Annotated in this window: 20 protein-coding genes and 1 CRISPR repeat array; of the genes, 12 read left to right on the forward strand and 8 right to left on the reverse strand. The window is 39.1% G+C overall.

From position 1 onward, the window contains the following. Nucleotides 1-29: 29 nt before the first annotated feature. The 3 genes from aroQ to topA form a co-directional block, all read right to left on the reverse strand. Nucleotides 30-524: a type II 3-dehydroquinate dehydratase gene (aroQ, locus tag FJR04_RS00810; protein ID WP_168490896.1), complete on the reverse strand. Its 495-nt coding sequence runs from the start codon at nucleotides 522-524 to the stop codon at nucleotides 30-32. Then, entirely contained in the window at nucleotides 499-639 is a 141-nt protein-coding gene (locus tag FJR04_RS00815; RefSeq protein ID WP_168490898.1) for a hypothetical protein, read from the reverse strand. Before FJR04_RS00815 ends, aroQ begins: the two co-directional genes overlap by 26 nt. Before the next feature lie 362 nt (nucleotides 640-1001). Beyond that, complete coding sequence (topA, locus tag FJR04_RS00820) at nucleotides 1002-3641, reverse strand: type I DNA topoisomerase (protein ID WP_168490899.1); 2640 nt, start codon at nucleotides 3639-3641, stop codon at nucleotides 1002-1004. Nucleotides 3642-4103: 462 nt separating this feature from the next. Between topA and FJR04_RS00825 the strand changes: the two genes are divergently transcribed. After that, nucleotides 4104-4394, forward strand: coding sequence for an RNA-binding protein (locus FJR04_RS00825; protein ID WP_168490901.1), 291 nt, complete (start codon nucleotides 4104-4106; stop codon nucleotides 4392-4394). 838 nt (nucleotides 4395-5232) lie between these two features. Then, nucleotides 5233-6795, forward strand: a complete 1563-nt coding sequence (locus tag FJR04_RS00830) for an NAD(P)H-quinone oxidoreductase subunit N (RefSeq protein WP_168490902.1) — start codon at nucleotides 5233-5235, stop codon at nucleotides 6793-6795. A 55-nt stretch (nucleotides 6796-6850) separates the two neighbouring features. Here the strand turns inward: FJR04_RS00830 and FJR04_RS00835 are convergent, their stop codons facing one another. Then, entirely contained in the window at nucleotides 6851-8161 is a 1311-nt protein-coding gene (locus FJR04_RS00835) for a response regulator (RefSeq protein WP_168490904.1), read from the reverse strand. 164 nt (nucleotides 8162-8325) lie between these two features. Then, complete coding sequence (locus tag FJR04_RS00840) at nucleotides 8326-8904, reverse strand: response regulator (RefSeq protein ID WP_168490905.1); 579 nt, start codon at nucleotides 8902-8904, stop codon at nucleotides 8326-8328. Between the two features lie 241 nt (nucleotides 8905-9145). Here FJR04_RS00840 and lipA point away from each other — a divergent pair, with 241 nt between their 5' ends. After that, on the forward strand, nucleotides 9146-10042 hold the full coding sequence (gene lipA / locus FJR04_RS00845; RefSeq protein WP_168491158.1) for a lipoyl synthase: 897 nt from the start codon (nucleotides 9146-9148) through the stop codon (nucleotides 10040-10042). 138 nt (nucleotides 10043-10180) lie between these two features. Further along, on the forward strand, nucleotides 10181-10300 hold the full coding sequence (psaX, locus tag FJR04_RS00850) for a photosystem I protein PsaX (RefSeq protein WP_168490906.1): 120 nt from the start codon (nucleotides 10181-10183) through the stop codon (nucleotides 10298-10300). 21 nt (nucleotides 10301-10321) lie between these two features. On the opposite strand, the gene FJR04_RS00855 is transcribed toward psaX, so the two are convergent. Further along, a complete protein-coding gene (locus FJR04_RS00855) occupies nucleotides 10322-11191 on the reverse strand; it encodes a branched-chain amino acid ABC transporter permease (RefSeq protein WP_168490907.1) in 870 nt (289 codons plus the stop codon). A 220-nt stretch (nucleotides 11192-11411) separates the two neighbouring features. On the opposite strand from FJR04_RS00855, the gene hrmK reads away from it, so the two are divergent. Further along, entirely contained in the window at nucleotides 11412-13232 is a 1821-nt protein-coding gene (gene hrmK, locus FJR04_RS00860) for a hybrid histidine kinase/response regulator HrmK (RefSeq protein ID WP_168490908.1), read from the forward strand. 418 nt (nucleotides 13233-13650) lie between these two features. Continuing rightward, a complete protein-coding gene (gene larE, locus FJR04_RS00865; RefSeq protein ID WP_168490913.1) occupies nucleotides 13651-14466 on the forward strand; it encodes an ATP-dependent sacrificial sulfur transferase LarE in 816 nt (271 codons plus the stop codon). A 70-nt stretch (nucleotides 14467-14536) separates the two neighbouring features. Here the strand turns inward: larE and FJR04_RS00870 are convergent, their stop codons facing one another. Next, on the reverse strand, nucleotides 14537-15667 hold the full coding sequence (locus FJR04_RS00870) for an SGNH/GDSL hydrolase family protein (RefSeq protein WP_168490914.1): 1131 nt from the start codon (nucleotides 15665-15667) through the stop codon (nucleotides 14537-14539). A 794-nt stretch (nucleotides 15668-16461) separates the two neighbouring features. Between FJR04_RS00870 and FJR04_RS00875 the strand changes: the two genes are divergently transcribed. Further along, nucleotides 16462-16656 (forward strand): hypothetical protein, encoded by a 195-nt coding sequence (locus FJR04_RS00875; protein ID WP_168490915.1) that lies wholly within the window; start codon nucleotides 16462-16464, stop codon nucleotides 16654-16656. Between the two features lie 598 nt (nucleotides 16657-17254). On the opposite strand, the gene FJR04_RS00880 is transcribed toward FJR04_RS00875, so the two are convergent. Beyond that, a complete protein-coding gene (locus tag FJR04_RS00880; RefSeq protein WP_168490916.1) occupies nucleotides 17255-17980 on the reverse strand; it encodes a cyclase family protein in 726 nt (241 codons plus the stop codon). A gap of 381 nt (nucleotides 17981-18361) precedes the next feature. Between FJR04_RS00880 and trxA the strand changes: the two genes are divergently transcribed. The 5 genes from trxA (at nucleotide 18362) to FJR04_RS00905 (ending at nucleotide 24798) form a co-directional block, all read left to right on the forward strand. Further along, on the forward strand, nucleotides 18362-18697 hold the full coding sequence (trxA, locus tag FJR04_RS00885) for a thioredoxin (RefSeq protein WP_168490917.1): 336 nt from the start codon (nucleotides 18362-18364) through the stop codon (nucleotides 18695-18697). A gap of 266 nt (nucleotides 18698-18963) precedes the next feature. Then, nucleotides 18964-21048: direct repeats of the CRISPR family, unit length 37 nt; unit sequence ATTGCAATTTCTACTACTCCCTATTAGGGATTGAAAC. 181 nt (nucleotides 21049-21229) lie between these two features. Beyond that, nucleotides 21230-21895, forward strand: a complete 666-nt coding sequence (locus tag FJR04_RS00890) for a nitroreductase family protein (protein ID WP_168490918.1) — start codon at nucleotides 21230-21232, stop codon at nucleotides 21893-21895. A gap of 795 nt (nucleotides 21896-22690) precedes the next feature. Further along, nucleotides 22691-23191 carry a DUF2231 domain-containing protein gene (locus FJR04_RS00895; RefSeq protein ID WP_168490919.1) on the forward strand — a complete coding sequence of 167 codons (501 nt, stop codon included), beginning with the start codon at nucleotides 22691-22693 and terminating at the stop codon, nucleotides 23189-23191. After that, nucleotides 23188-23799, forward strand: a complete 612-nt coding sequence (locus FJR04_RS00900; protein ID WP_168490920.1) for a DUF2231 domain-containing protein — start codon at nucleotides 23188-23190, stop codon at nucleotides 23797-23799. The genes FJR04_RS00895 and FJR04_RS00900 overlap by 4 nt, the downstream gene beginning before the upstream one ends. A 72-nt stretch (nucleotides 23800-23871) precedes the next feature. Then, nucleotides 23872-24798 carry a cytochrome c oxidase subunit II gene (locus FJR04_RS00905; RefSeq protein ID WP_168490922.1) on the forward strand — a complete coding sequence of 309 codons (927 nt, stop codon included), beginning with the start codon at nucleotides 23872-23874 and terminating at the stop codon, nucleotides 24796-24798. Nucleotides 24799-24916 lie beyond the last annotated feature (118 nt).

The following is a 24916-nucleotide window of genomic DNA, read 5'->3' on the forward strand; positions in this document are numbered from 1 at the left end:
GTCAATTGTCAATTATCAATTGTCAATTATTACTGCCTTAAATAATACACCAGTGCTTGCAAGCCCAACACATAGCTTTGAGCGCCAAAACCACTAATTTGACCAATTGCTACCGGTGCTATATGAGAATGATGACGGAAATCTTCCCGACGATAAATATTACTTAGATGCACTTCGACAGTAGGTAAATTAACAGCCGCGATCGCATCTCGTAAAGCTACACTCGTATGAGTGTAAGCTCCCGCGTTTATGACAATTCCCTGATGCTTGCCTAATGCCCCATGAATAGCATCTATTAAAACCCCTTCATGATTTGACTGCACGGGTAACGTCTCTACTTGTAGATGCACTGCTTCTGCTTCTAACAAGCGATTAATTTCTGCTAAAGTTAAAGAACCATAAATTCCAGGTTCTCTGAGTCCTAGCAAATTTAGGTTTGGCCCATGCAGCACTAAAATACTTAAAACTGGCAAATTCAACTCCCACACCTTGAAAATTTTAGCGACGGCGCATAGAAGGTTCATGCACAGGAATAGGAATCAGTTCCGGTTCCGGTTCAGCCTCTGGACCTAGCAGGCTATCAATTAACTTTCGCGCTAATTCTTTCAGCTTTTCCAGTACCTTTTCTATATAATCCATTAAATTGACCGCTCCTGAGATACTACCTCAATTTTATTTAACCAGGTCGCAGAAACTCGCGTATTATCGCACCTTTAGCCTTTAATCAGGTTGACACTTTTCCATAATTATGGTAACAACCACTAGGAAATTGTAATTTTGTGTTTTCCCTTACTTATTAGATTATCACATCTACAATTCTTAATGAGTAATTAGTGATAGGAATCAATTTTAGGAGTCAGGAGAAGAAAGAAAAAGTATTATGACTTACGCAATAAATGGCTTAAAACCTGATTTTTCCGTAGGGGTAATTCATGAATTACCCCTACTATTGTGATGTTGTGCGTAAATCCTGAGTATATTTCTCCCCCTTTCCCCTGCGTTTAACTGGCTGTGTCTTTCTTTTTTCCTCTTGTAGTGGTTGACTTAGTTGTTGATTTAGTGGTTGACTTAGTTGTTTTGCGTGTAGATTTTGTAGATGCTTTGGCTGACAGTAATTCAATTGCTGTAGACAGAGTTATATTTTCTACTGATTCACCTTCGGGAATACTGACATTAGTTTTCCCATGTTTAATGTAAGGTCCATAGGGTCCATCATAGATATTTATGGGCGAATCATCTTCTGGATGTGGACCTAATTCCCGTAAAGCTTCTTTTGACTTACTCTTGGCGGATGCACGTCCTTTTTTAGGTTCTGCCAGTAATTCCAAAGCACGATCTAGAGAAATTGTCAAGACATTATCCGTAGATTTCAGGGAACGGTAATCTTTCCCCTCTTTCCCTTGGTCATGGACAACATAAGGACCAAATCTTCCTAAACTAGCTTGGATTTTTCCACCAGTTTCTGGATGAGTTCCCAAAGCACGGGGCAAAGACAATAGACCAACAGCCATGTCTAAAGTAATTGTTTCCGGTGTTACACCTTTGAGTAAGGACGCTTGTTTGGGTTTGGGATTTTCCTCAGTTTTGTCACCTAGCTGAACATAAGGACCATAAGCACCAATTTTGATATAAATTGGTTCTCCAGTTTCCGGATGACGACCGAGTTGATCCGGACCCACAATTTTTTGTTTAAGGAGGATTTCCACCTGTTTGGGATTAAGGTCAGCAGGTGTGAGGTTTTTGGGGATAGAAGCTGTCACTACCTCTTCACCATTAGTAACTTCGATGTAAGGACCATATTTACCAATACGGACTTTAGCATCTAAATTTTCTAGTTCTACAGTTCTAGCTTTACTGGCATCAATTTCGGTTTCCCGTTCCCTCACCAAAGTTTCTAAACCTTGTTCACCAAGATAAAATTTCTTTAAGTAAGGTAGCCATTTAGCTTCACCTGTAGCAATTTCATCCAAGGTTTGCTCCATTTTGGAGGTAAAACTAGGATCAACAATATCTGGAAAATGTTTTTCCAATAAATCAGTTACAGCAAAGGCAGTGAAAGTAGGAATCAGGGCATTATTCACCAATTGGGCATAATCTTTATCAATGATTGTGCCAATGATGCTGGCGTAGGTACTAGGACGACCAATCCCTTCACTTTCTAAAGTTTTTACCAGAGTTGCTTCAGTGTAACGGGCGGGGGGTTGGGTTTCATGTCCTACCGCTTCCAGTTCACGACACAATGGATGATCCCCAACTTTGAGAGGAGGTAAAATTACTTCCTGATCTTCTAAAGCGGCTTCAGGATCATCAGAACCTTCTACGTAGGCGCGGAGGTATCCTGGAAAATCTATCCGCTTCCCAGAGGAACGAAAACCAGCTTCTTCCACTTGTAGCTGGACGGTAATTTGAGTTTGACGAGAGTCAGCCATTTGAGAGGCGACGGTGCGTTTCCAAATCAAGTCATAGATAGCAAATTCCCGGCCACCCAAACCGGTTTCTTGGGGGGTACGGAAACTGCTCCCCGCAGGACGAATGGCTTCGTGGGCTTCTTGTGCGCCTTTCGATTTAGTGGTGTATTGCCGGGGTTGGGGACTCAGGTATTGTTTCCCGTATTTTTGTTCTACACAACTGCGAGCGGCAGCGATCGCTTGATCAGATAAATGCACCGAATCTGTCCGCATATAGGTAATATACCCTTGCTCATACAAATTCTGAGCTACCCGCATGGTGTCCCGTGCTGACAAGCGCAATTTGCGGTTAGATTCTTGTTGCAGTGTAGAAGTAGTAAACGGTGGTGCAGGTTTGCGAGTGACGGGACGTTCTTCCATATCCGTCACTGACCAAGTTTTTCCCTCTAGGCGTGCCTTTAGGGCTTCTGCTTGCTCCTCGTTGAGTAATACTACTTTGCGACCTGCGGTAATTTCTCCCGTTGTAGAGTCAAAATCACTACCTGTAGCAACTTTCGTACCTGCTAGAGCTACTAACACGGCGCTAAAAGGACTTTTTTCCTGCTCTAGGCTGGCTTTTAAATCCCAATATGCACCTTCATGGAAAGCCCGGCGTTGCCGTTCTTTTGTGACTAATAACCGCACTGCTACAGATTGAACTCGTCCGGCGGATAACCCCCAGGCAATTTTTTTCCACAACAGGGGCGATAGGGTATATCCTACTAATCGATCTAAAATGCGCCGGGTTTCTTGGGCGCGAACTAACTGCTCATCAATGGTGCGGCAGTTTTTCAAAGCTTTTTGAATGGCTTCTTTTGTAATTTCATGAAACACCATTCGCTTTGTCGGCACTTTCGGCTTGAGCAATTGGTATAAATGCCAACTAATGCTTTCCCCTTCCCGGTCTTCGTCAGTTGCCAAAATCAGTTCAGTTACACCTTTGAGGGCTTCTTTAAGCTGAGTGACAATTTTCTTTTTGTCTTTGGGAACGACATAAACCGGTTCAAAGTCGGCTTCTACATTTACCCCAAGCTGCGCCCATTTTTCTCCTTTGACGGCGGCGGGAATTTCACTGGCCGATTGTGGAAGGTCACGGACGTGACCCATGGAAGCTTCTACCTGATAGTCTTTTGGCAGGTAGTTGCGAATGGTACGAGCTTTTGTCGGAGATTCGACGATGACAAGAGTTGACATGGAAATTAAAAAAAAGAATAGCTATAAAGCTAAACAGTCAAGTTGGATTAATTTTTGCGAAATGTCAAGTGGAACTGTCAACTAAAATTATAGAGGTGCTGACTGTAGAAGCTAAGAGGTCAATTAGGAAATGAGAACGGAGATAGGATAAAAGTGGCAGTATTTACATCCTTGTTTATACTTTATACTTCTTATTTGCTGAGAGCTTAATTAAATTTTTGTTGTTTTCATCTCAACTCATCGAACCAGGTAACTTTTATATAAATTTCCCTAATAAATGTAAAATGAGATACATATTACCATAAAACACCACAAATATACATTTTTTTTCTGGTTTCTAGATGATTTGTGTTAATCTAAGTCTAGAGATATAAGTCCGGTGCTACAGATATTGTTATCAGTAAAAATGTCTGTTTGTGTAACTGTGCTACATCTCTATATCAATGGATTTTGGAGAGTTTCATGTCAATTTACGTAGGAAACCTAGCCTACAGCGTCACACAAGAGGACCTGACTCAAGTATTTGCTGAGTATGGTTCTGTTAAACGAGTTCAGTTACCCACAGATAGGGAAACAGGCCGTGTACGAGGCTTTGGGTTCGTAGAAATGGAATCAGATCAGGCAGAAGAAGCAGCTATTCAAGGACTTGATGGTGCGGAATGGATGGGACGCGTCATGAAGGTGAATAAAGCTCGACCACGGGAGGAAAAAGGCAATCGCTCAAGTAGTGATGGCTACTCTCAACGGTATTAATTTTTTAATCAAAATTACTTAGCCTTAACAGTTCAGTTTTATACTGGACTGTTTGTTTTGCGTTGTTGTAGTATATTTGCGGAGAGGGCAAAATTCAGCAATTCAGAATTGACACTCTCAGGGCTAAAGCCACTGAGATTCTTGGTTCAACGAGTCCACTTAACTTAGAACCCTTGCGGTATCTAAGCCAGAGGTGGTTCTCTCCCCAAGCGTTAACTTTCCCTCTGCCCGAAGGTAGTTGCATTACTGCAAATTTTGATTGAGTTTATAATTCTGTGTCGTGTTGATCGAAGTCGAAACACAAGTCTAGCTCCCATGAAGATTTTACCTATTCCTGGGCAGGAACTAGAACTATGGAATAGAACCCCATATCTTCAGTTGTCAAGGTACAGATTGCCGTTAGGCAGTTAGGTTTTTATACAGGTTGATTACCATTCCTGTTGTGAACAGTATAACACCATTGAGAGCAAAGATAACAAAACTTCGCGCACCTCAACCAATCTTGATGAAAAGAAAGGCTCTATGCGGTTAAAACCGTGGTCAGTGAGCTTGCCGAACTGCACGAGCGGTCACTGAGCTTGTCGTTAGCGTAGCGTGGCGTTAGCCATAGTGTCGCTTATATCTCAGGTCTAAAGACACTGAGCTTTACTCTTACCGGATGCTCTTGTAAAAACCACTTAACTTTAGATTTAGATTTGGGATTTTATTTACTAAAATGGCGTGTATACGAATTATTAACTATTGAAGATAGAAAGATTAATGCAATTTTAGTTAAGAAGTATAGATAGAATAAACTTGTGTTAGCCCTAATGTTTAATCGCTAAAACCTATACATCTCATGGATTTTGCTAATTTTGCATCCCAGTTAAATGCTGGAACGATTTTACCAGAGGGAATTGTCATTCTCACCCTCTTAGGGGTTTTGATCGTTGATTTGATCTTGGGACGGACATCTGCTCGCTGGATAGGATATTTAGCGATCGCTGGTTTAACAGCCGCGGTTATCGCTCTATACTTCCAATGGGATAGTAGTAATCCCATTGCCTTTACGGGCAGCTTTAATGGTGATGACCTGAGTATTATCTTTCGCGGTATCATCGCTTTGTCATCAATGGTGACAATATTGATGTCTATTCGCTATGTCGAACAAAGTGGTACGGCTTTAGCTGAATTTATCGCCATTTTGATGACTGCAACTTTGGGAGGAATGTTTTTATCCGGTGCTAATGAGTTGGTGATGATTTTCATCTCTCTAGAAGCCCTGAGTATTTCCTCTTATTTGTTGACAGGTTATACAAAACGTGACCCCCGTTCCAATGAAGCAGCGTTGAAATACCTGTTAATTGGAGCTTCCAGCACAGCCGTATTTTTATATGGTGTCTCACTGCTGTATGGTTTATCCGGTGGACAAACAGAATTAACTGCGATCGCTAATGGTATCGCTACAGCCAATGTTGGTCAATCTCTAGGCTTAGTTATTGCTCTGGTTTTTGTAATTGCGGGTATTGGTTTCAAAATTTCCGCTGCACCTTTTCACCAATGGACACCAGACGTTTATGAAGGCGCACCAACTCCAGTTATTGCCTTTTTATCCGTCGGTTCTAAAGCAGCCGGATTTGCCCTCGCTATCCGTCTATTAACTACTGTCTTCCCTATCGTTGCTGATGAGTGGAGATTTGTCTTCACTGCCCTTGCAGTCCTGAGTATGGTCTTAGGTAACGTCGTCGCCCTAGCCCAAACCAGCATGAAACGGATGTTAGCTTATTCATCTATTGCCCAAGCTGGGTTTGTGATGATTGGCTTAATTGCGGGAACTGATGCCGGCTATTCCAGTATGATCTTCTACCTACTGGTATATCTATTCATGAACCTGTGCGGTTTTACCTGTGTGGTATTGTTCTCTCTGAGAACCGGAACAGACCAAATCGCCGAATACTCAGGTTTATATCAAAAAGACCCACTCTTAACACTGGGTTTGAGTATCTCTCTGCTTTCATTGGGTGGTATCCCGCCACTAGCCGGATTTTTCGGGAAAATTTACCTATTTTGGGCAGGTTGGCAAGCTGGTCTTTACTGGTTAGTTTTACTAGGTTTAATTACCAGTGTTGTTTCCATCTACTACTACATTCGTGTAGTTAAAATGATGGTAGTCAAAGAACCTCAAGAAATGTCCGACGTAGTGAAGAATTATCCCCAAGTCCGTTGGGATTTACCAGGTCTTAGACCTTTACAAGTGGGTTTGATAGTAACTTTAATAGCGACTACTATCTCTGGAGTTTTATCCAATCCCTTGTTTACTCTAGCTAATAATGCCGTTGCTAACACTCCCATGTTACAAGTAACCAAGGTTGCCAGTACACAAGCTAGTGTGATGATCAATCAACAGCAACAGGAATTTTAATTTCTCAATAATGGGTAATGGGTGATAGGTGATGATTTTTTCTCTTACCAATCCCCTATTCCCCATTGTTGTTAATTGGTAAAGTAATAATAAATTCTGACCCCTTGCCTAGTACAGAATTCACCTCAATATTACCCCCATGTTTTTCAATAATAATTTCCCTGACAATTGATAAACCCAAACCTGTACCTTCACTTATAGATTTAGTGGTAAATAAATGCTCAAATATTTTTTCCTTGGTTGTCGGTGACATCCCTATGCCATTATCTTTAATTCCGATAATTACATGATTAGCATCTTCGCTCAGACTGGTTTGAATATGTATTTGATGAGGATTTGCTAAAATATCTTCTGCTTTTTGTTTATGATTAGATTCATCAATAGCATCAATTGAATTAGCTAATATATTCATGAATACTTGATTTATTGGTCCACTAAAACAGTTAATCAGAGGTAATTTAGCGTAGTTTTTAATTACTTGAATATTAGGACGATTGGGAGTAGCTTTGAGACGATGTTTGAGAATAATTAAAGTGCTATTAATACAATCATGAATATCACAAAGAACTTGGCGATCGCTATCTCCCCTAGAAAATGTTCTTAAACTAGTCGTAATATCCCGAATCCGTAACACACCTTCCTGCATAGACGCAATCAAATTAGGTAAATCATCACGAATAAAATCTAGATCAATCTCAGATATGGCCGCTGCTAATTCGGGAACAGGATGGGGATAATAAGTTTGATAAAGATCAATAATACACAGCAAATCCTGGATATGTTCTATAGCCGGTTGTAAATTACCCGCAATAAATCCCACCGGATTATTAATCTCATGGGCTACTCCAGCCACTAAATTTCCCAAAGCAGACATTTTTTCTTTCTGAACCAGTTGGGTTTGGGATGCTTGTAAATCCGCTAATGCTTGAGTAAGTTCCGACGTTCTTTCAGCAACTCTAAACTCTAATGTTTTTGTTAAATTCCGTAATTGTAAATGAATTTTCAGCCGGGCTAATACTTCCTCTACCTGAAAAGGCTTAATAATGTAATCTACTGCACCTAATTCCAAGCCCTTAACCTTGCTATCTATATCAGCTATACCAGTCATGAAAATCACTGGAATATCGCTAGTTTCAGGATTACTCTTCAATTTTTGACAAATTTCAAATCCATCTATACCCGGCATCACCAAATCTAACAAAATTAAATCAGGTTGTTGATATTTAACCTGTTTTAAAGCACTTTCTCCATTACTAGCCGTAGAAACATCAAAACCTGAACACTTTAATAAATCAGAGATGATTAACAAATTGGTATAGCTGTCATCCACTACTAAAATTAAACTATTTTCTTGTTTATCAGCCATACTTCTTCTTGAGAGTCATACAATAGTAAAACTCAAACTAATTTATTGGACAAATGCCAAAAAAAATCCTGCCGTTTCTTAGCTAGGTACAACCTAGCATTACTCAATCCATATTTTATCAGACTGAGGATTTTAGACGGCAAGAATCATTACCAAAAACAATACTACTTAATTTTCTGTTTAATGAAAGTCACAATTTGATTAAGCTGTTTCTTCAAGCCATCAATTTCTACTTGCATCTTGACAATTTTATCATTTAGTGATTTTATTTCAGCGGATGAATCTACTCCATTCACAGATGGATTCGCTGGAGTTGATTGATTGTTTCCAGGAATAACCAGGGATGGATTTAAGTCTTTGCGCTCTTTTTTGGACTTAACCATTGCTGACTTAATCGCACCAATGAGTTGCTTTTGGTCAAAAGGTTTGCCCAGAAATTCAAAATATTCAAATGGTTCTAGGAGTTTTTCCGTCACCTCTTCCTTCCGTCCGGACATAATCACCAAAGGGATTTTCCGTAACTCTGGTTGAGCTTGAATGTTCTGGAAAACATCCCAACCACTCATTTTTGGCAACAGAAAATCCAGCATGATTAAGCTGACTTTTTCCTTGAGGATGAGATTGTATCCTTCTAACCCATCTTTTGCTTCTATTACCTCAAAATTACCCGGAGGTAACATTTCTCGTACTTTCACCCTGACAACGGTAGTGTCGTCAATAACTAAAATTTTGTTACTTGCCACAACTGATTACTCTACTAAAAACTTTATGTTTAGATGGCGGATTGCTGATTGCTTTTAAGAATTCTCTCACTATATCCAAAATTTATGTAGATTGGGGAAGAGTATTTTCTAGTACAAACTTAAAAAACACAAGTATTGTGTGAAACCTCTACTGACGTGCTGATCAATTTGTATCATAATTATGGACTTACTCACGAACGGTAGGAAAACTAACTACAGAGAACATACAGATTACAGAGATATGAACTCTCCCAAACAAGTTGATATCAAGTCAGAAATTATAAATATGCCTAGCTGGTTGCGTCGCCCCCTGGGCAAAGCCAGTGAAATCTCTACTGTCCAACGTATCATTAAGCAGCGTCAAATTCATACAATTTGTGAAGAAGGGCGTTGTCCGAATCGGGGTGAATGCTACGCCCAAAAAACGGCGACTTTTTTATTGATGGGTCCAACTTGCACACGCGCCTGTGCTTTTTGTCAAGTAGATAAAGGTCATGCCCCCATGGCTTTAGATGAGGAAGAACCGCAAAAAGTAGCCGAATCGGTACAGCTTTTAGGATTACGGTATGTGGTGTTAACTTCTGTCGCCCGTGATGATTTGGCTGATGGGGGTGCTGGTCATTTCGTCAAGACCATGGAGACTATTCGCCAATTAAATCCAGAAAGTCAAATTGAAGTGCTAACACCAGATTTTTGGGGTGGCGCGGGGTTGTCAGGCCAACTTCGCAGTATAGAGATGATTGTCCAGGCTCAACCAGCTTGTTTTAATCATAATGTTGAAACTGTCCGCAGGTTAACTCCGAGAGTACGTCGGGGGGCAAAATACGATCGCTCTTTGGCAGTATTAGCAACAGTTAAAGAATTTAATCCCACGATTCCTACTAAGTCGGGTCTGATGGTGGGACATGGAGAAACCATAGCGGAATTAATTGAAACAATGGCGGATTTGCAATCTGTAAAATGCGATCGCCTCACCATTGGTCAGTATATGCGTCCTTCTTTAGATCATCTCCCAGTCCAAAAATATTGGACACCAGCCGAATTTGCAGAACTCGGTAATATAGCCAAGAACATGGGATTTAATCATGTTCGTTCAGGTCCCCTAGTCCGCAGTTCCTATCACGCTGGGGAGGATTGAAGGGCAGGTAAAAATTGACAATTGACAATTGACAATTGATAATTACCTCTGCCTTACAAAAATATTTTTAAAGAATTTGTGAAATTGGTGCATCAGTTTGCTATTTCTTAAAAAGTCACGAAATTAGGAGAACCGCTTATGACCGCTAAAGGAAAACCCGCTGCTAAACCTTCCTACGCTTTCCGTACAGGTTGGGCATTGCTACTTTTGGCTATTAACTTCTTAGTAGCAGCTTACTACTTCAACATCATTCAATAGTTAGAAGTAGACTGGTGCTGCTTAAATCGTGCCTTTGAATAAACCCTTGGGGCGAATAAGCAGCACCAAAATCATGATTAATAGAGCTACACCTTGTTTATACTGTGAACCTAGCCAAGGGGTACTGACTTCTTGAGCAATACCAATAATAAAAGCCGCAGCGATCGCTCCGTAAGGATTACCAATTCCCCCCAAAATTACCGAAGCAAATAAGGGTAAAATCAAAAACCAGCCCATATTCGGACGCACGGCTGTAATTAGCCCGTACATACTGCCACCTAAAGAAGTGAATGTACCAGCAATTATCCAAGTCCAGAGAATTACCCGATCAACATTAATACCAGAAACTCTAGCTAAATCTAAATCATCGGCTACTGCCCGCATCGCTTTGCCAATTTTGGTATTTTGCAACAGGTAGTGAAGTGATAAAATCGCCAGGATAGCTAATACCAGTACCAATAATTGATTTTGTGGTACTTTTAATGTCCCAAATTCTAAAGCAGGGATAACAGGTAAATTATAGTTTTGGTTTTTACCACCCCAGATAAAAATGATCCCATTGCGGAGGAATAAGGCCAGACCAATGGAGATAATTATTAATGTTGTCGAAGTAGCACGAATAGACCGCATTTTTGACCACAGCAACTTCTCCGCGAGTAGCATTCCTCCCACTGTCCCCAAAGCAGCTACGATCATTGACAGCCAAATATTTAAACCCATACCATTGACCATGAAAGTCAGATAAGCGCCCAAGGTGAGAAAATCACCATGAGCAAAGTTAGATAATCGTAAAATCCCATAGGTAAGGGTAAGTCCCACGGCTGCTAAGGCAATAATGCTACCTACAGCAATACCATTGATAATTAATTGAGCAAATTGTTGTATATCCATAATTATGAAGTTACGATGAAGTCATGATAAAGTTACGATGAAGTGGCTGTTGCGAAAATAGGTAGTAAGTGATTTCCTTCAATCATCTTGGGGATCTTCGTCACATTCAGCACTACCAGTGATAGGTTATATATAAAAAGCATTCGTAGGGTAATATACATAAATACTGTTTACATTTTCATTTGTGAGCAGAATATTTTTTTCAGCGGTCTAGTTGACCATGCAACAGTCTTCAAGCTTACCAGAACGAAACTCAAAAATAGACGGAAAGCCTCTTTTGACAACAATTGAACACCTACGGCATCAGTTGTGGTTGGAAAGCAGCTTAAACAAGTTGCAGATTCGCCTCAAGGATTATCTAATTTCTGTGGCTACTACGACTCAATTAGGAATAGCTCCAGAAGCAGAAATTTTCCGAATAGTTGTTAATGAACTTCATACGGCTTTCAGTGATAGTTTAATTGCGTTTACCCAGTGTATCGTAGGCATTGCCATATTTGAACCACAGCAACTAGTTGGTCAAATTTCCTATATTTCCTACTCACCATATTCAGCATCATTAACTCCCAAAGTGGAGGGAATCTCCCCAACAGCCAAGAACTTAAGCATCCGATTACATAAATCTATCAAGCTCAAAGATGTGCAACAAATGGAGACACAACAACTCCAAAGTGCTTGGTATTTATTTGGAGATACTCAGGGGGTAAGAGGTTGGTTGATAATGAATACAAGCAGTTTTTCACCAGATTGCAGATTATTTAAAGATGCCTTTGCACCTCTAAAGTTACAACTAATTACAAAAAGTGTAGAAAATTGCCGTACCGCTTTAGCACAACTTAAACAAATACAATCTCGGCAGCAAGATTGTCAACAGTTGGCAAACTTCAATCAAGAACTAGAACGCACTAATCAACTCAAAAATCAATTTTTAGCTAATACTAGTCACGAAATCCGCACACCTCTAAGTTCTATTATTGGTTTTACCCATTTGCTTTTAGCACAGGGTTATGAACCTGAAAAAGCCCGTCATCAAGAATATTTACGGATTATTCAATCTAGTGGTAAGCATTTACTCGGACTAATTAATGATATTTTGGATCTTTCCAAAATTGAAGCTAATCAGCTAGAAGTGCAATGGGAAATTATTGACGTTTCTACTGTATGCCGGAATGTTTTAGCTTTAGTAAAAGAGAAAGCCGCTAATAAAGGTTTAACGCTGCGTTTAGAAATTGAAACAGATATTAAAAATGTGATAGCCGATCCTTTGCGACTCAAGCAAATGCTGTTAAATTTACTCTTCAATGGGGTTAAGTTTACCACAAAAGGGACTGTAGGGTTACAGGTTGCTAGTCAAGAAGGATTTTTGCGGTTTACTGTTTGGGATACTGGTACAGGAATCTCTCTTGAAGATCAAGCTTTACTATTTCGTCCCTATAGTCAAGTTGTTAACCCCGCAGTCGGACGGAATGAAGGTACAGGTTTGGGGTTAGTAGTGACTCAAAAATTGGCAGAAATTCATGGTGGTTCTTTAGAGTTAGAATCTGTAGTTAATCAAGGTTCTCGTTTTAGTATTTTATTACCTCTTAAGCCTACAGGAAAAGTTTTAGCTGCTATAGAAACAACAGCAGAATATGATTTAGAAGTGGTAAGTCGTTCTTGTATTGATGATAGTAAGATTTCGGCTACTGTAATTTTGTTAGTGGAAGATGATTTACCTAATGGGGAATTAATGGGGATTTATTTGAGAAGGTTAGGATATCAAGTTAGCTGGGTGAGGAATGGGGAACAAATGTGGACTAATCTCCAAGAAATCGCACCTGATGTGATTTTAATGGATGTGAGTTTACCTGATGCGAATGGTTTAGATTTGGTGCAAAAATTACGAAACAATTCCCAATATCAACACATACCAATTATTGCTCAAACAGCAATGGCGATGAAGGGAGATAGAGAGATTTGTCTAGCTGCGGGTGCTAATGAATATATTTGTAAACCGATTGATTTACAAGTTTTAGCTAGTTTGGTAGCAAAGTATGGCTAATTATCTGAATCAGACAATAAAATCCTTGAATTCTGAGTATCGTGATTTAGACAATAAGTAGGCAGGCAAAATTAATTATATAAAAGATTTGGATTTAATGTAGGGGTAGCGCCCCCGTGCCTACCCCGGTATTTGGGGCAACCACAGGGGGTTTGCCCCTACAAAATTGATTGATTTAGGGATTTTTAAAGTACAGGATGATTATTTCTAATTATTTGTCTGCATCAGGATTTGTAGGATTTAAGGATGTACAGGATGATTATTTCTAGTGACTATTAATTTTATAGATTACTTTGGAAATAAAAATCCTGGAAATCTTTTAATCCTGTACTTCGACTTCGCTCAGTAACCAAAAATCCTGATTCAGACAATAATTGGTTAAAATAGAAGTGGTTAGGCGTTATGGGGTTTGAGTAGGATGAGTGGGATAGAAAAACTGGAGCAGTTAAAAGATTTATTTACAGAAATGGAGCAGGCTTTGATAGCCTATTCTGGGGGTGTTGATAGTACACTGGTAGCGAAGATTGCTTATGATGTATTAGGCGATCGCGCGTTAGCTGTCACAGCAGTTTCTCCTTCTCTATTACCAGAAGAGTTAGAAGACGCAAAAATTCAAGCCGCAACTATTGGAATTGCTCATAAAATTGTCCAAACCCAGGAAATGGACAATCCTAATTACACTTCTAACCCGGTAAATCGTTGTTATTTTTGTAAAAGTGAATTACACGATACCCTCAAACCTTTGGCTTTAGAACTAGGTTATCCCTATGTCGTAGATGGTGTAAATGCTGACGATTTACATGATTATCGCCCCGGAATTCAAGCTGCAAAAGAAAGAGGTGCGCGATCGCCTTTAGCAGAAATTGGTGTCTCTAAAGCCGAAGTTCGACAAATCTCCCAACATTTGGGTTTATCTTGGTGGGATAAACCGGCTCAACCTTGTTTAAGTTCTCGCTTTCCCTACGGTGAAGAAATTACCATCGCTAAATTACAGCGCGTCGGTAGAGCCGAAATTTATTTGCGAAATCTGGGTTGGCAAAATTTACGGGTACGCTCAGAAGGTGATACAGCCAAAATTGAACTATCACCAGATCAAATTAAAGATTTTGTCTCAACTACAGATTTACCAACTCTAGTATCCGCATTTCAAAACTGGGGATTTATCTACGTCACCTTGGATTTAGAAGGTTATCGTAGCGGCAAACTCAATCAAGTTTTACAACCTCTGCTTTGAAGGAGAAAAAAAGCCAAAAAATTCTTCTTTCTCAATCCTCGCACTTCCAGAGCAAGGTAATTGTCAATTATCAATTGTCAATTATCAATTGTCTTTGAGCAACTCTAGTTTCTATTTGCTCAAGTGCAGATTGCCATACCTCATATCCAGCGCGAGATAAATGCAATCCATCAGTAGTTAATTCCGAACGCATATTACCATCCAAATCTGTAAACCAATTGTGAATATTTAGATAATTAGCTCCTTGCTTTCTGGCAATTAAAGCGATTTGAGTATTAATATGACGAATACGACTATTAGCGATTCTCTGAGAACGTACAGGTAAAATAGATTGGACAATAATCTGGCTTGAGGGGTGACTCTGGCGTAAGTTGTGAATAATGCGGTGTAAATTCAGCAAAATTGACTTGTCAGTAGCACCTTTACGTAAATCATTAATACCAATCATTACATAAATTGCATCCGGCTTGGTGGACGAAAAAGCCGACAATCGTTTCAAGACACCCTGGGAAGTATCTCCAGATATGCCTTGATTTAGCCATAATTTACCCGTAGGTAGTTTTTCTTTCGGAAACCATAAACTTAAAGAATCACCTACCAAGACGCTCAAACGATTTGCACCTTGGCCTTTAGTCACGGCGTTAGCTTCCATCGCTAATAAGCTTTTCCAGTCTTGATAAGTTAGTTTAGATGTTTTGTGTAAATTCCGGGCTGATGCTAAATTTTCATAATCATTAGTCCGGGTATAAATTTGACCACTTCTCAACGAAGCTATTCTATGCTGATAAAGTTCACTACCAGAAGCTGGTACGGATCTAGCTTTAGCTGGTTGGAAATTGAAAGATGATTTAATCGGAGTTGATGAACTATTCTTAGAGGTAATTTTTCTAGAAATGGAAGATTTTCCTGATTTAGCTAAAGTGCGATCGCTAAATTCTGGTAAAGCAATTTCCTTAGAGGCCATTTTCTCCGTCTCATAGGATTGGAAACCCTGTGCTAAATCCAATAAAGTGCGATCGCTAAATTCTGGTAAAGCAATCTCCTGATGAGATGGTTTTTCGATGTCATGAAACTGAAAACCTTGTACCAAATCCAATAAAGACAAAGAACCTTCGGGAAGACGGGGTATTTGTGGTAGTGCTGATGCGGGTATTGTTAATCCTGTTAACAAGCTTGCGGCCAACAGATAAGGTTCACTCATCGTTGTTTTATTCCTTGTACGTATTCACTGCTTATCCTTATGACAGCCTTTACTAAGTGAATTCAGGAAGATTTCTGTTTCTATTGATTTGATTATTTTGTTCACAATATTTAACTTAGTTAAGCAATGTAACAACATCAAATTAGTTTATCGAAAGTCTATACCCTATGGGCAAGATTAAACAATCCTAAATTTTTGGGTTTTGGACTGCTAAAACCTTACTACATAAGGTTTATTGCTTTTTCTCTATGTATCATGTTTCCAATCATGTTACTCTTGTAGTTTATGAAATTTTGGGAATAAAAACTATCTCATACTTTCGGTAGATGACAATTTTTAGTAGTTTGTGGATAGAGTCATAAGAAGATTTAATAAGTCATTAAGTCAGCATAAATATTCATTTGTCAAAAATCAGCAATAAAAAGCTACAAGGTTGAATCTATAAGCTTTAAATACGCTATTAGTTTTTTGCTATATATACGTTTATTCATACCCACTAAGTACAGTGTTTTTGTAGGATACAAGCGTAAGCATACGGGGTTTATGCCCGTAGCTTAAATAACACAGTAATACAAGCCGAAGTATATAGATCCTAGAAATGCTTGCTATGACTAGGTTATGCCCGTAGACAAAAAAGTAAATTTGCAGAATTACTAGAACTGCTTGCTATTTAGAGTCTGGTTTAGACATATAAATATTTATCGAAACAAAAGCAGATCAGTTCCAGGAATGTAGAATTACTTCGCTAAAAGTGCTAGGATTTATCCGAAGTCATTAATGTTTCCTTTTATTCCGTGGCTAGAGCTAGTACAGCAATCGGTGTTAGTCCCATCATTAAGGAGATTGTGCAAAAACAGGCACATTCAACTCGCTTAACCTTGAAAGAGGTTATCCTCATGGGAATGTTGGCAATTGACAAGTTAGACGACCAAAGTTGTCAAGAGTTGGCGGATCAAGTTCATCAAATGCAGGTTAATGGTGAAATCTAAATCTGTAGGTAAGAGTTAAAAATCTCCAACCTCCAGTTCACAAGCTGAAATTGATAACAAGAGTGTTAGTGTGATTTATCACCTTTCTACTCTTGAATCAAACCAGAGCAATTTCCCATTTCATCATCCTGGTCTATGTCAAAATCTATCCAACGGTGTTACCAATTTTCAGTAACAACTCCCGTTGAGTTAGGACTCACGAAGGGATCTAGTTTTAGATCCCCTGCATCTGTCGAAAATTAAATAGAAAACTCAGCGCAAGCTTGGGGTAACTGTGCTAGATCAATTTTGATTCTTGTCGTTTTGCAGCGACATAAATAAGCACTGTTAAATTCACTATTAGCAATTTCTCATAAATTCTGTGGAATTGCTTTCTGATTCTCCTCTGGGGGTTGATTCAGAAATATTACGTCCAATTCGTAAAGTATTAAGCTTTATAGCCATTATTAAGTAGTTCTTGCTTAATCTGTCTATAAGGCTTTAATATTTTGCGGTTGTCTACTAAATCAAGTTATCTAATTGGTGATTGGTAATTGGTGATTGGTGATTGGTGATTGGTGATTGGTGATAAAATTCTAGTTATTATCTTGATAAAAATTCAAAATAACGCTATCACCGCAGCCGGAGAACCAGAACCTCCTTTTAATCGTAGAATACCAATGATTAAAGTAATACCTTGAGGTGGTAACTGATCTAAATTGGTGAGGTTTTCGAGAACTATGAGCGATCGCTCTAGCAACAACCGATTAATAGTAAAATTGGTATCCTGTCCAGAATCTATACCATGAGTATCAATCCCTACTCCAGTTATTTGTCTTTGTATAACTAAAAACTCAGTTGCATGATCACCAAAACCAGGAAAGTGCATTTTTCCTTCCATATCTTGGTTAAAAAATGCCTTCTGACTTAACCACTTTTTTTGCCAACCAGTATAGAGTATAACTAAACTCCCACTAGGAATTTCCCCAAACTGCATTTCCCAAGTTTGGATATCAGCAATAGTCAAAACATAATCAGCATTAACCCCAGCTTCTTCACAGACATTAATCACTACAGCGGGTACTATCAAAGATGGAGCAGAATATTTGTCTATACTCGCACCATTAGGATAAAAACTATTAGGCGCATTAATATGAGTGGCGCTATGTTCTCCTAAAGAAAAGCCTCGCAAATAATAACCATCATCTTGAATTTCTGCAACACTAGCAAATTCAACCGGAGGATCACCAGGCCATTTAGGTATATCCGTGTCAATGACATGACTCAAATGAATAACACGAGAGTAATTAATATTTTTTGCGTGCTGTGGTTCTTGTGTAGACAAAAGAATAAATTCGTGAACTAAGGAAAATCCATATCATTGTAGCAAATAATCCCCCCAGCCTTTTCACTTCAAGGTAATGGGGGGAGGTTAAATGTTGCAGCAAAAAGTGAAATTAATGTCAGTTAACACTTCAAAAGTTAAGCTTGCAATAAGAGAGAGTTAACTTAAAATAAAATTCTCTTACTTCTACCCTGCGACAAATTCTGTGACAACCTGCGGGGACTAATGAAAAATCGAGGATTTGAAATCCACTGAGGCGGTTTTTGTCTGTGTAGCTGCGACTGCTAGTCGCTTAATATTTTTCAACTTAGCAAAATATTTCTTCTTATATTTATTCGATAATATTGAATTATTGATTTAAATCTAGGCAGACAATTAATTATGTCATCCATTACCAACGTCACTGAAGCCACATTTAAGCAAGAAGTGTTAGAAAGCGAAACTCCTGTTTTAGTTGACTTTTGGGCCCCTTGGTGTGGTCCTTGTAGAATGTTGTCTCCTGTTGTTGAAGAAGTAGCGGCAGAATACGACGGACAGGTAAAGGTGGTGAAACTCAATACTGATCAGAATCCTACTGTTGCTAGTCATTATGGAATTCGCAGTATTCCTACTTTGATGGTTTTTAAGGGAGGACGACAAATCAATACTGTTGTTGGTGCTGTTCCTAAATCTACCTTATCTGCTGCTTTAGATAAGTATGTTGCTGCACAAGCTTAGTTAAAGATATGGGGAATTTCTGTAGTAAATCTGTTTTTCTGCGCGAGTGGGTGGGTGTAAAAAATCTAGGTTCAAAAAAAATGGCTGGAATTATTTCTCTGCAAGGCTTTCATGGTGTTTCTGGTCTTCACGTTCCCGCGCACCTTATACAGCAAGGGTTTCGGCTATTTTGCCCCTTGACACTTTTTCCCAAATGCACTATGATAAGACCATCCGCGCAACCGAACCTTGAAAACCAAATACAGTCAGGCTTCCAGCGCCCCGCTATTGCAATTTCTACTACTCCCTATTAGGGATTGAAACAATCGGTGAGAAGCACTTATAATTGCTTCTCTGATATTGCAATTTCTACTACTCCCTATTAGGGATTGAAACTCAATAGAGAACCCAGACTTACCAAACCGGGATTTTATTGCAATTTCTACTACTCCCTATTAGGGATTGAAACAGCGTAGGAAAAGCTAAATCCTTTGCTCCTAGCGATTGCAATTTCTACTACTCCCTATTAGGGATTGAAACGTCGCAAGGTACGACTAAAATCTTTCTTTCTACATTGCAATTTCTACTACTCCCTATTAGGGATTGAAACATGTATCAGATAACGATCTATTGATTGGTTTATTTGGAATTGCAATTTCTACTACTCCCTATTAGGGATTGAAACGATTTTTATGATCAGGTTCTTCCCAGGCTCTGTCCGAGAGCAATTGCAATTTCTACTACTCCCTATTAGGGATTGAAACCGAAGCTCTCAAGGATTTAGTCTGTGAACCAGATGCTAATTGCAATTTCTACTACTCCCTATTAGGGATTGAAACACCCTGATTTTCTCTAACAGTATGTGTAAATTATCAATATTGCAATTTCTACTACTCCCTATTAGGGATTGAAACAATAGTTCCAGGGAATAGATAATGCTGTTTATCGTGGTAATTGCAATTTCTACTACTCCCTATTAGGGATTGAAACCTCAATCAGTCGGGATGCGATCGCTTTCTGTAAATATTGCAATTTCTACTACTCCCTATTAGGGATTGAAACCGGCTTGTAGGGATACAGCCGCATCTTCCAGAGCATTGCAATTTCTACTACTCCCTATTAGGGATTGAAACTCCACGGTAACACTAACTGCTGGGACAGAAGATGATTGCAATTTCTACTACTCCCTATTAGGGATTGAAACAGAGAAGTATGCCGTTGTTCGGGGCAAGAATGGATAATTGCAATTTCTACTACTCCCTATTAGGGATTGAAACAACAAATGAAGTATCTACAGGCTTCTCTTCTCTATTGCAATTTCTACTACTCCCTATTAGGGATTGAAACCCGACTCAGTGAATATGGGCAAGAAAGATCAGTCTTGAGATTGCAATTTCTACTACTCCCTATTAGGGATTGAAACTGAATGATGTGCATGACATCAATGAATTAGACAAATTGCAATTTCTACTACTCCCTATTAGGGATTGAAACTTATATCCTCCAATAACTTCCACGCACAAAAAAGATTGCAATTTCTACTACTCCCTATTAGGGATTGAAACATGCTTAGGACGCAAGATTAAATTTTAACTTTGGGCTAAATTGCAATTTCTACTACTCCCTATTAGGGATTGAAACTTTGCGTGACAGGTTGTATTTGATTACAGGCTACTAATTGCAATTTCTACTACTCCCTATTAGGGATTGAAACTAAGTTGATCAATCTTACTTTAGGAGTCTAATATGATTGCAATTTCTACTACTCCCTATTAGGGATTGAAACCTTACAAATATTTAGCTCCAAAAGGAAATGGCGATCGCATTGCAATTTCTACTACTCCCTATTAGGGATTGAAACTTTTCTCTTGTAAACCGTTTCAAACTCGGACCATTGCAATTTCTACTACTCCCTATTAGGGATTGAAACGAATGGTAAATTGCATCTCCTAAAATGCTGGGTAAATTGCAATTTCTACTACTCCCTATTAGGGATTGAAACCCGTAATTTTCTTGATGGTCGCAGTAGCAACACCAATTGCAATTTCTACTACTCCCTATTAGGGATTGAAACGAAAATGTATCCCAACAGCCACTTAGCGTAAAATCTTCAAAATTGCAATTTCTACTACTCCCTATTAGGGATTGAAACATCTTCCTTTTTTTCTACAGGTTGACACACCCGGATTGCAATTTCTACTACTCCCTATTAGGGATTGAAACCTATTGTTTTTTCTGCCATGATGAATTATTAATTAGTAGCGATTGCAATTTCTACTACTCCCTATTAGGGATTGAAACGATGAAGCTACTGCTTGGCTACCTTGGGATTTAAATTGCAATTTCTAATAATCCCTATTAGGGATTAAAACGCCAAAAAATTCTTCCTTCTCAATCCTCATCTTAGAAGTACGAATTCATTGTCAATTGTCCATTGTCAATTGTCCATTGTCAATTGTCCATTGTCAATTGTCCATTGTCAATTGTTAATTGTTGAACTCCGTACAAAAAAGCGTTAACCTAAGCGCATAAGACTAAATACAGGAGAATCCCGTGAATTCAAGCACCCAAATCAAAGCATTAGACGTACCCAGCGCCATTTTACAACGTCGTTCCATCAAAACCTTCAAACCAGATCCCATCTCACCAGAACTACTCAAACAACTAGTAGAACTAACCGTAGCTGCACCCAGTAGTTTTAACGTCCAATGTTGGAGAATCGTATTAGTTCAAGACGAAGCGCAAAAAACAGCATTATGTGCCGCCTCTTGGAATCAAAAGCAAATTATTGAAGCACCAGTTACCTTTGTATTTGCTGCTGACGCTGCTGCGGGAGAACAAGATATAACACCCATATTAGAACAAGGTGCAGCCACAGGGGCTTGGAGTGAGGGAACAGTCAATTATTTTAGAAAAGCGATTCCTCAATTTCAAGCAGGTTTAGGAGACAAGCGCCGGGAATACGCCATTAAAGATGCCATGATAGCGGCTACGAACTTAGTCTTAGCAGCCGAAAGCTTGGGTTTATCCACCTGCTTCATGAATGGTTGGATTGAAGATCAGGTAAAAACTATTATTGGCGCTGAAAATAATCCAGATTTAGCGATCGCTGTTTTAGTACCCGTAGGTTATGCAGCCGAACCCCGTTTAAATCCCGGTCGTCTACCATTATCGGTTAATGTTTCTGTAGATAAATTGGACAACCCCTATCAAGGTTAATTAGGGTTTGGGGATTAGGTGGGTATGAATGCAGATATGGGTTTACAGTATTTTTTATTTCGCGCAAAGGCGCTAAGGAGCAAAGGCGCAAAGAATTAAGAGTTAAAGATATAGCGGTATGCACTCTTTGTGAGATACAGTCATTAAATCGCAAAACCTGTAGGGGTGGGGTTTCCCCGCCCTCGATTGTATTTCATCCGACCGATAACCGCTATATCTAATTTTTAAATTTCATACCCTGATTCAGCAACGCCTGAAAATGTTGGATAAATCTGTGGAAATTGCTGTAGTCTATGGGACTGATGTTATGTTTACTTGGAGGATGTTTAAAAATTCTCCTCACCTGACTATTACTTACTATAAAAATTATATATTTCGGTTCTTTAAATTACAAAGTGATAATTTGTAATTGTACATCAATAAACATAAAAATAATTGGTTTTGCTTTAAAAATATTGTAATACAGCAAAGATCAAACCTGTTGCTGCCTCTCTCATTAATTCTAGAAGTTCTACTTTTAGTTTTGCTGACAATTCATAAAAATTTACGTAACCTAAAAGGTAGGTCTAGTAAATTCAACCTCTAACAGTGATTTAGTTTAGCTACATCCATAATTACTGTTGTCAACAATGTTGGTAGGAGGAAATAACTTGACCAAAAGTAATTGGCTATTTGGCTATACATTGCAACAAACTCACGCCAAATTTATCAAATAATTTATTGATATGAGTGAGTGAGTCTCTAGCAATTATTTAAGTTGGGCTAAGGAGTAGTAAATAATTCTAGGAGAATGTAATGCTGGATTTTTTCACTTCATTGAATGAGCATAATTTACCATATCCAGATCCGTTACATCCTATCGTGGTTCACTTCGTAATTGCGATGGTGCTATTTTCGGTTTTCTGTGATGTTGCTGGGTATTTAACTGGAAGAACTCGCTTATTTGAAGTGAGTTGGTGGAATATGTGTATTGCTACAGTATCTATTTTTGTAGCAATTATCTTTGGTCAATTTGAAGCTGGTTTAGCTAAACCCTACGAACTTGCTAAATCAGTATTAAATATTCATACTCTCATCGGTTGGTCACTTTCAGGTATTATCGCGGCAATTACAGCTTGGCGTTATGTTTTGCGGAGTCGTAACCCGAAAAAACTCCCTTTTCATTACATAGCAGTGGCACTTTTATTAACAGCCTTGGTTGGGTTTCAAGTCTATCTTGGTGATGAACTTGTATGGGTGTATGGCTTACACACCGTACCTGTAGTGGAAGCGGTAAAGGATGGAATCTTACCATGAACTCAGAATTACTAGACCAAATTAGTCACCAAATGGGTGCAAATGGTTTACCTTATACCATTCCAATTCATCCTAATTTAGTGCATCTCACATTAGGTTTGTTCATCATTGCCATTATCTTTGATCTTTTAGGTGTATTTTTCCCTGTGGAAAAATGGCTATTCAATTTTTTGGGAATTAAAGTTGAACGTTCTCAATTATTTGATGTGGGTTGGTACAACATTTTTGCTGCGGCTGTGATTACATTTTTCACAGTTGGTGCGGGTTTTTATGAAATGTTATTAGCAGCCCCACCAGCAGATATCAAAAGTCCTTGGGGAATGCTGGCAATGCCGACAATGATGTGGCACGGTGTCGGTGGTGTATTACTACTGGCGATGATTGTGGGTATGACCTTTTGGCGAGGTTGGCAACGTTACGTTATCGGCAAAGACGAAGAGAGAGAAGTCCAAATTTCTTATCTAGTTGTTGGTGTAATTATTATGTTGCTGATGTATCTTCACGGAACATTAGGAGCGCACCTAGCAGCAGATTTTGGTGTTCACAATACAGCAGACAAATTACTGCGAGCCGGAAAGGACATCAATCAAATATTTGGGAATAAGTAATGGGTGATTGGTGATTAGTAATCGAAAACTGACTACTGACCATTGACAATTAACAACTGACAACTGACAATTATGAAAATTCGGCAAATTTTAAACTTTTTGACCCTAGCTACTGGGGCAGTTGCCGTAACTCTTACTAGTCTTTGGATTGGTAAACAGGCTTATTATTGGCTTCCTCCTCAAGGGGCTGCTGAATCTCATCTGATTGATGATTTATTTAGCTTTTTGGTAACATTAGGATCTGTAATTTTCCTGGGAGTAACTGCTACTCTTCTGTATTCCCTTACTTTCCATCGTGCTAAATCTACAGATTTTAGTGATGGTCCTCACATTGAAGGTAACGTTACCTTAGAAGTAGTTTGGACAGCAATCCCGATTATGTTGGTGTTGTGGATTGCAAGTTATAGTTACCAAGTTTATGAACAAATAGGTATCCAGGGTCCATCTCACCAGATCCACCTACCGAACCCAATGAACATGATATCCGCCTCTACTGAGCCAGATGAAGCTTTAGAAGCCGCAGCAGGTGAGGATGTAGAACATATTGATGTATCAGCTAAACAGTGGGCTTGGGTGTTTCATTACCCAGAAAACAAAGTTACCAGTACAGAATTGCATTTACCAAGCGATCGCCGTATCCGTCTAAATCTGCATTCGGAAGATGTACTTCACGGCTTTTATATACCCGCTTTCCGCCTCAAGCAAGACATTATTCCTGGTGAAGACCTCGACTTTGAATTTACCCCTATTCGCCCCGGTGCTTATGACCTAACAGACTCTCAATATAGCGGTACATACTTTGCCACTATGCGAGCTAAGGTCGTTGTGGAATCACCTAGCAAATATCAGCAGTGGTTAAGCCAAGCTGCCAGTCAAGCACCCACCGCAGCCCCTAACCAAGCGGCTTCTGAATATGCCCTAAAAATAGAAAACGGCATTAACAGCGGTTGGAAAACTGTTGAACCCGCTGCACCTCCATTAGTCAATTTCCCCGGGTGAACCAACTTTTGTCTGAATCAGGATTTCCAGGATTTAAGGATTTTCAGGATTTTATTTATTTGTATTTTTTAAATCTTGTTCATCTTTCTAATCCTAAGCATCCTGATATGGCTACGCC

The sequence above is a fragment of the Anabaena sp. UHCC 0204 genome (genome assembly GCF_009711975.1).
GTDB lineage: Bacteria > Cyanobacteriota > Cyanobacteriia > Cyanobacteriales > Nostocaceae > Dolichospermum.

Excerpts from the sequence above, each read along its gene's own strand:
- aroQ (WP_168490896.1), bottom strand. The coding sequence starts at position 524 with ATGAACCTTCTATGCGCCGTCGCTAAAATTTTCAAGGTGTGGGAGTTG.
- FJR04_RS00815 (WP_168490898.1), bottom strand. The coding sequence starts at position 639 with ATGGATTATATAGAAAAGGTACTGGAAAAGCTGAAAGAATTAGCGCGA.
- topA (WP_168490899.1), bottom strand. The coding sequence starts at position 3,641 with ATGTCAACTCTTGTCATCGTCGAATCTCCGACAAAAGCTCGTACCATT.
- FJR04_RS00825 (WP_168490901.1), top strand. The coding sequence starts at position 4,104 with ATGTCAATTTACGTAGGAAACCTAGCCTACAGCGTCACACAAGAGGAC.
- FJR04_RS00830 (WP_168490902.1), top strand. The coding sequence starts at position 5,233 with ATGGATTTTGCTAATTTTGCATCCCAGTTAAATGCTGGAACGATTTTA.
- FJR04_RS00835 (WP_168490904.1), bottom strand. The coding sequence starts at position 8,161 with ATGGCTGATAAACAAGAAAATAGTTTAATTTTAGTAGTGGATGACAGC.
- lipA (WP_168491158.1), top strand. The coding sequence starts at position 9,146 with ATGAACTCTCCCAAACAAGTTGATATCAAGTCAGAAATTATAAATATG.
- psaX (WP_168490906.1), top strand. The coding sequence starts at position 10,181 with ATGACCGCTAAAGGAAAACCCGCTGCTAAACCTTCCTACGCTTTCCGT.
- FJR04_RS00855 (WP_168490907.1), bottom strand. The coding sequence starts at position 11,191 with ATGGATATACAACAATTTGCTCAATTAATTATCAATGGTATTGCTGTA.
- hrmK (WP_168490908.1), top strand. The coding sequence starts at position 11,412 with ATGCAACAGTCTTCAAGCTTACCAGAACGAAACTCAAAAATAGACGGA.
- larE (WP_168490913.1), top strand. The coding sequence starts at position 13,651 with ATGAGTGGGATAGAAAAACTGGAGCAGTTAAAAGATTTATTTACAGAA.
- FJR04_RS00870 (WP_168490914.1), bottom strand. The coding sequence starts at position 15,667 with ATGAGTGAACCTTATCTGTTGGCCGCAAGCTTGTTAACAGGATTAACA.
- trxA (WP_168490917.1), top strand. The coding sequence starts at position 18,362 with ATGTCATCCATTACCAACGTCACTGAAGCCACATTTAAGCAAGAAGTG.
- FJR04_RS00895 (WP_168490919.1), top strand. The coding sequence starts at position 22,691 with ATGCTGGATTTTTTCACTTCATTGAATGAGCATAATTTACCATATCCA.
- FJR04_RS00900 (WP_168490920.1), top strand. The coding sequence starts at position 23,188 with ATGAACTCAGAATTACTAGACCAAATTAGTCACCAAATGGGTGCAAAT.
- FJR04_RS00905 (WP_168490922.1), top strand. The coding sequence starts at position 23,872 with ATGAAAATTCGGCAAATTTTAAACTTTTTGACCCTAGCTACTGGGGCA.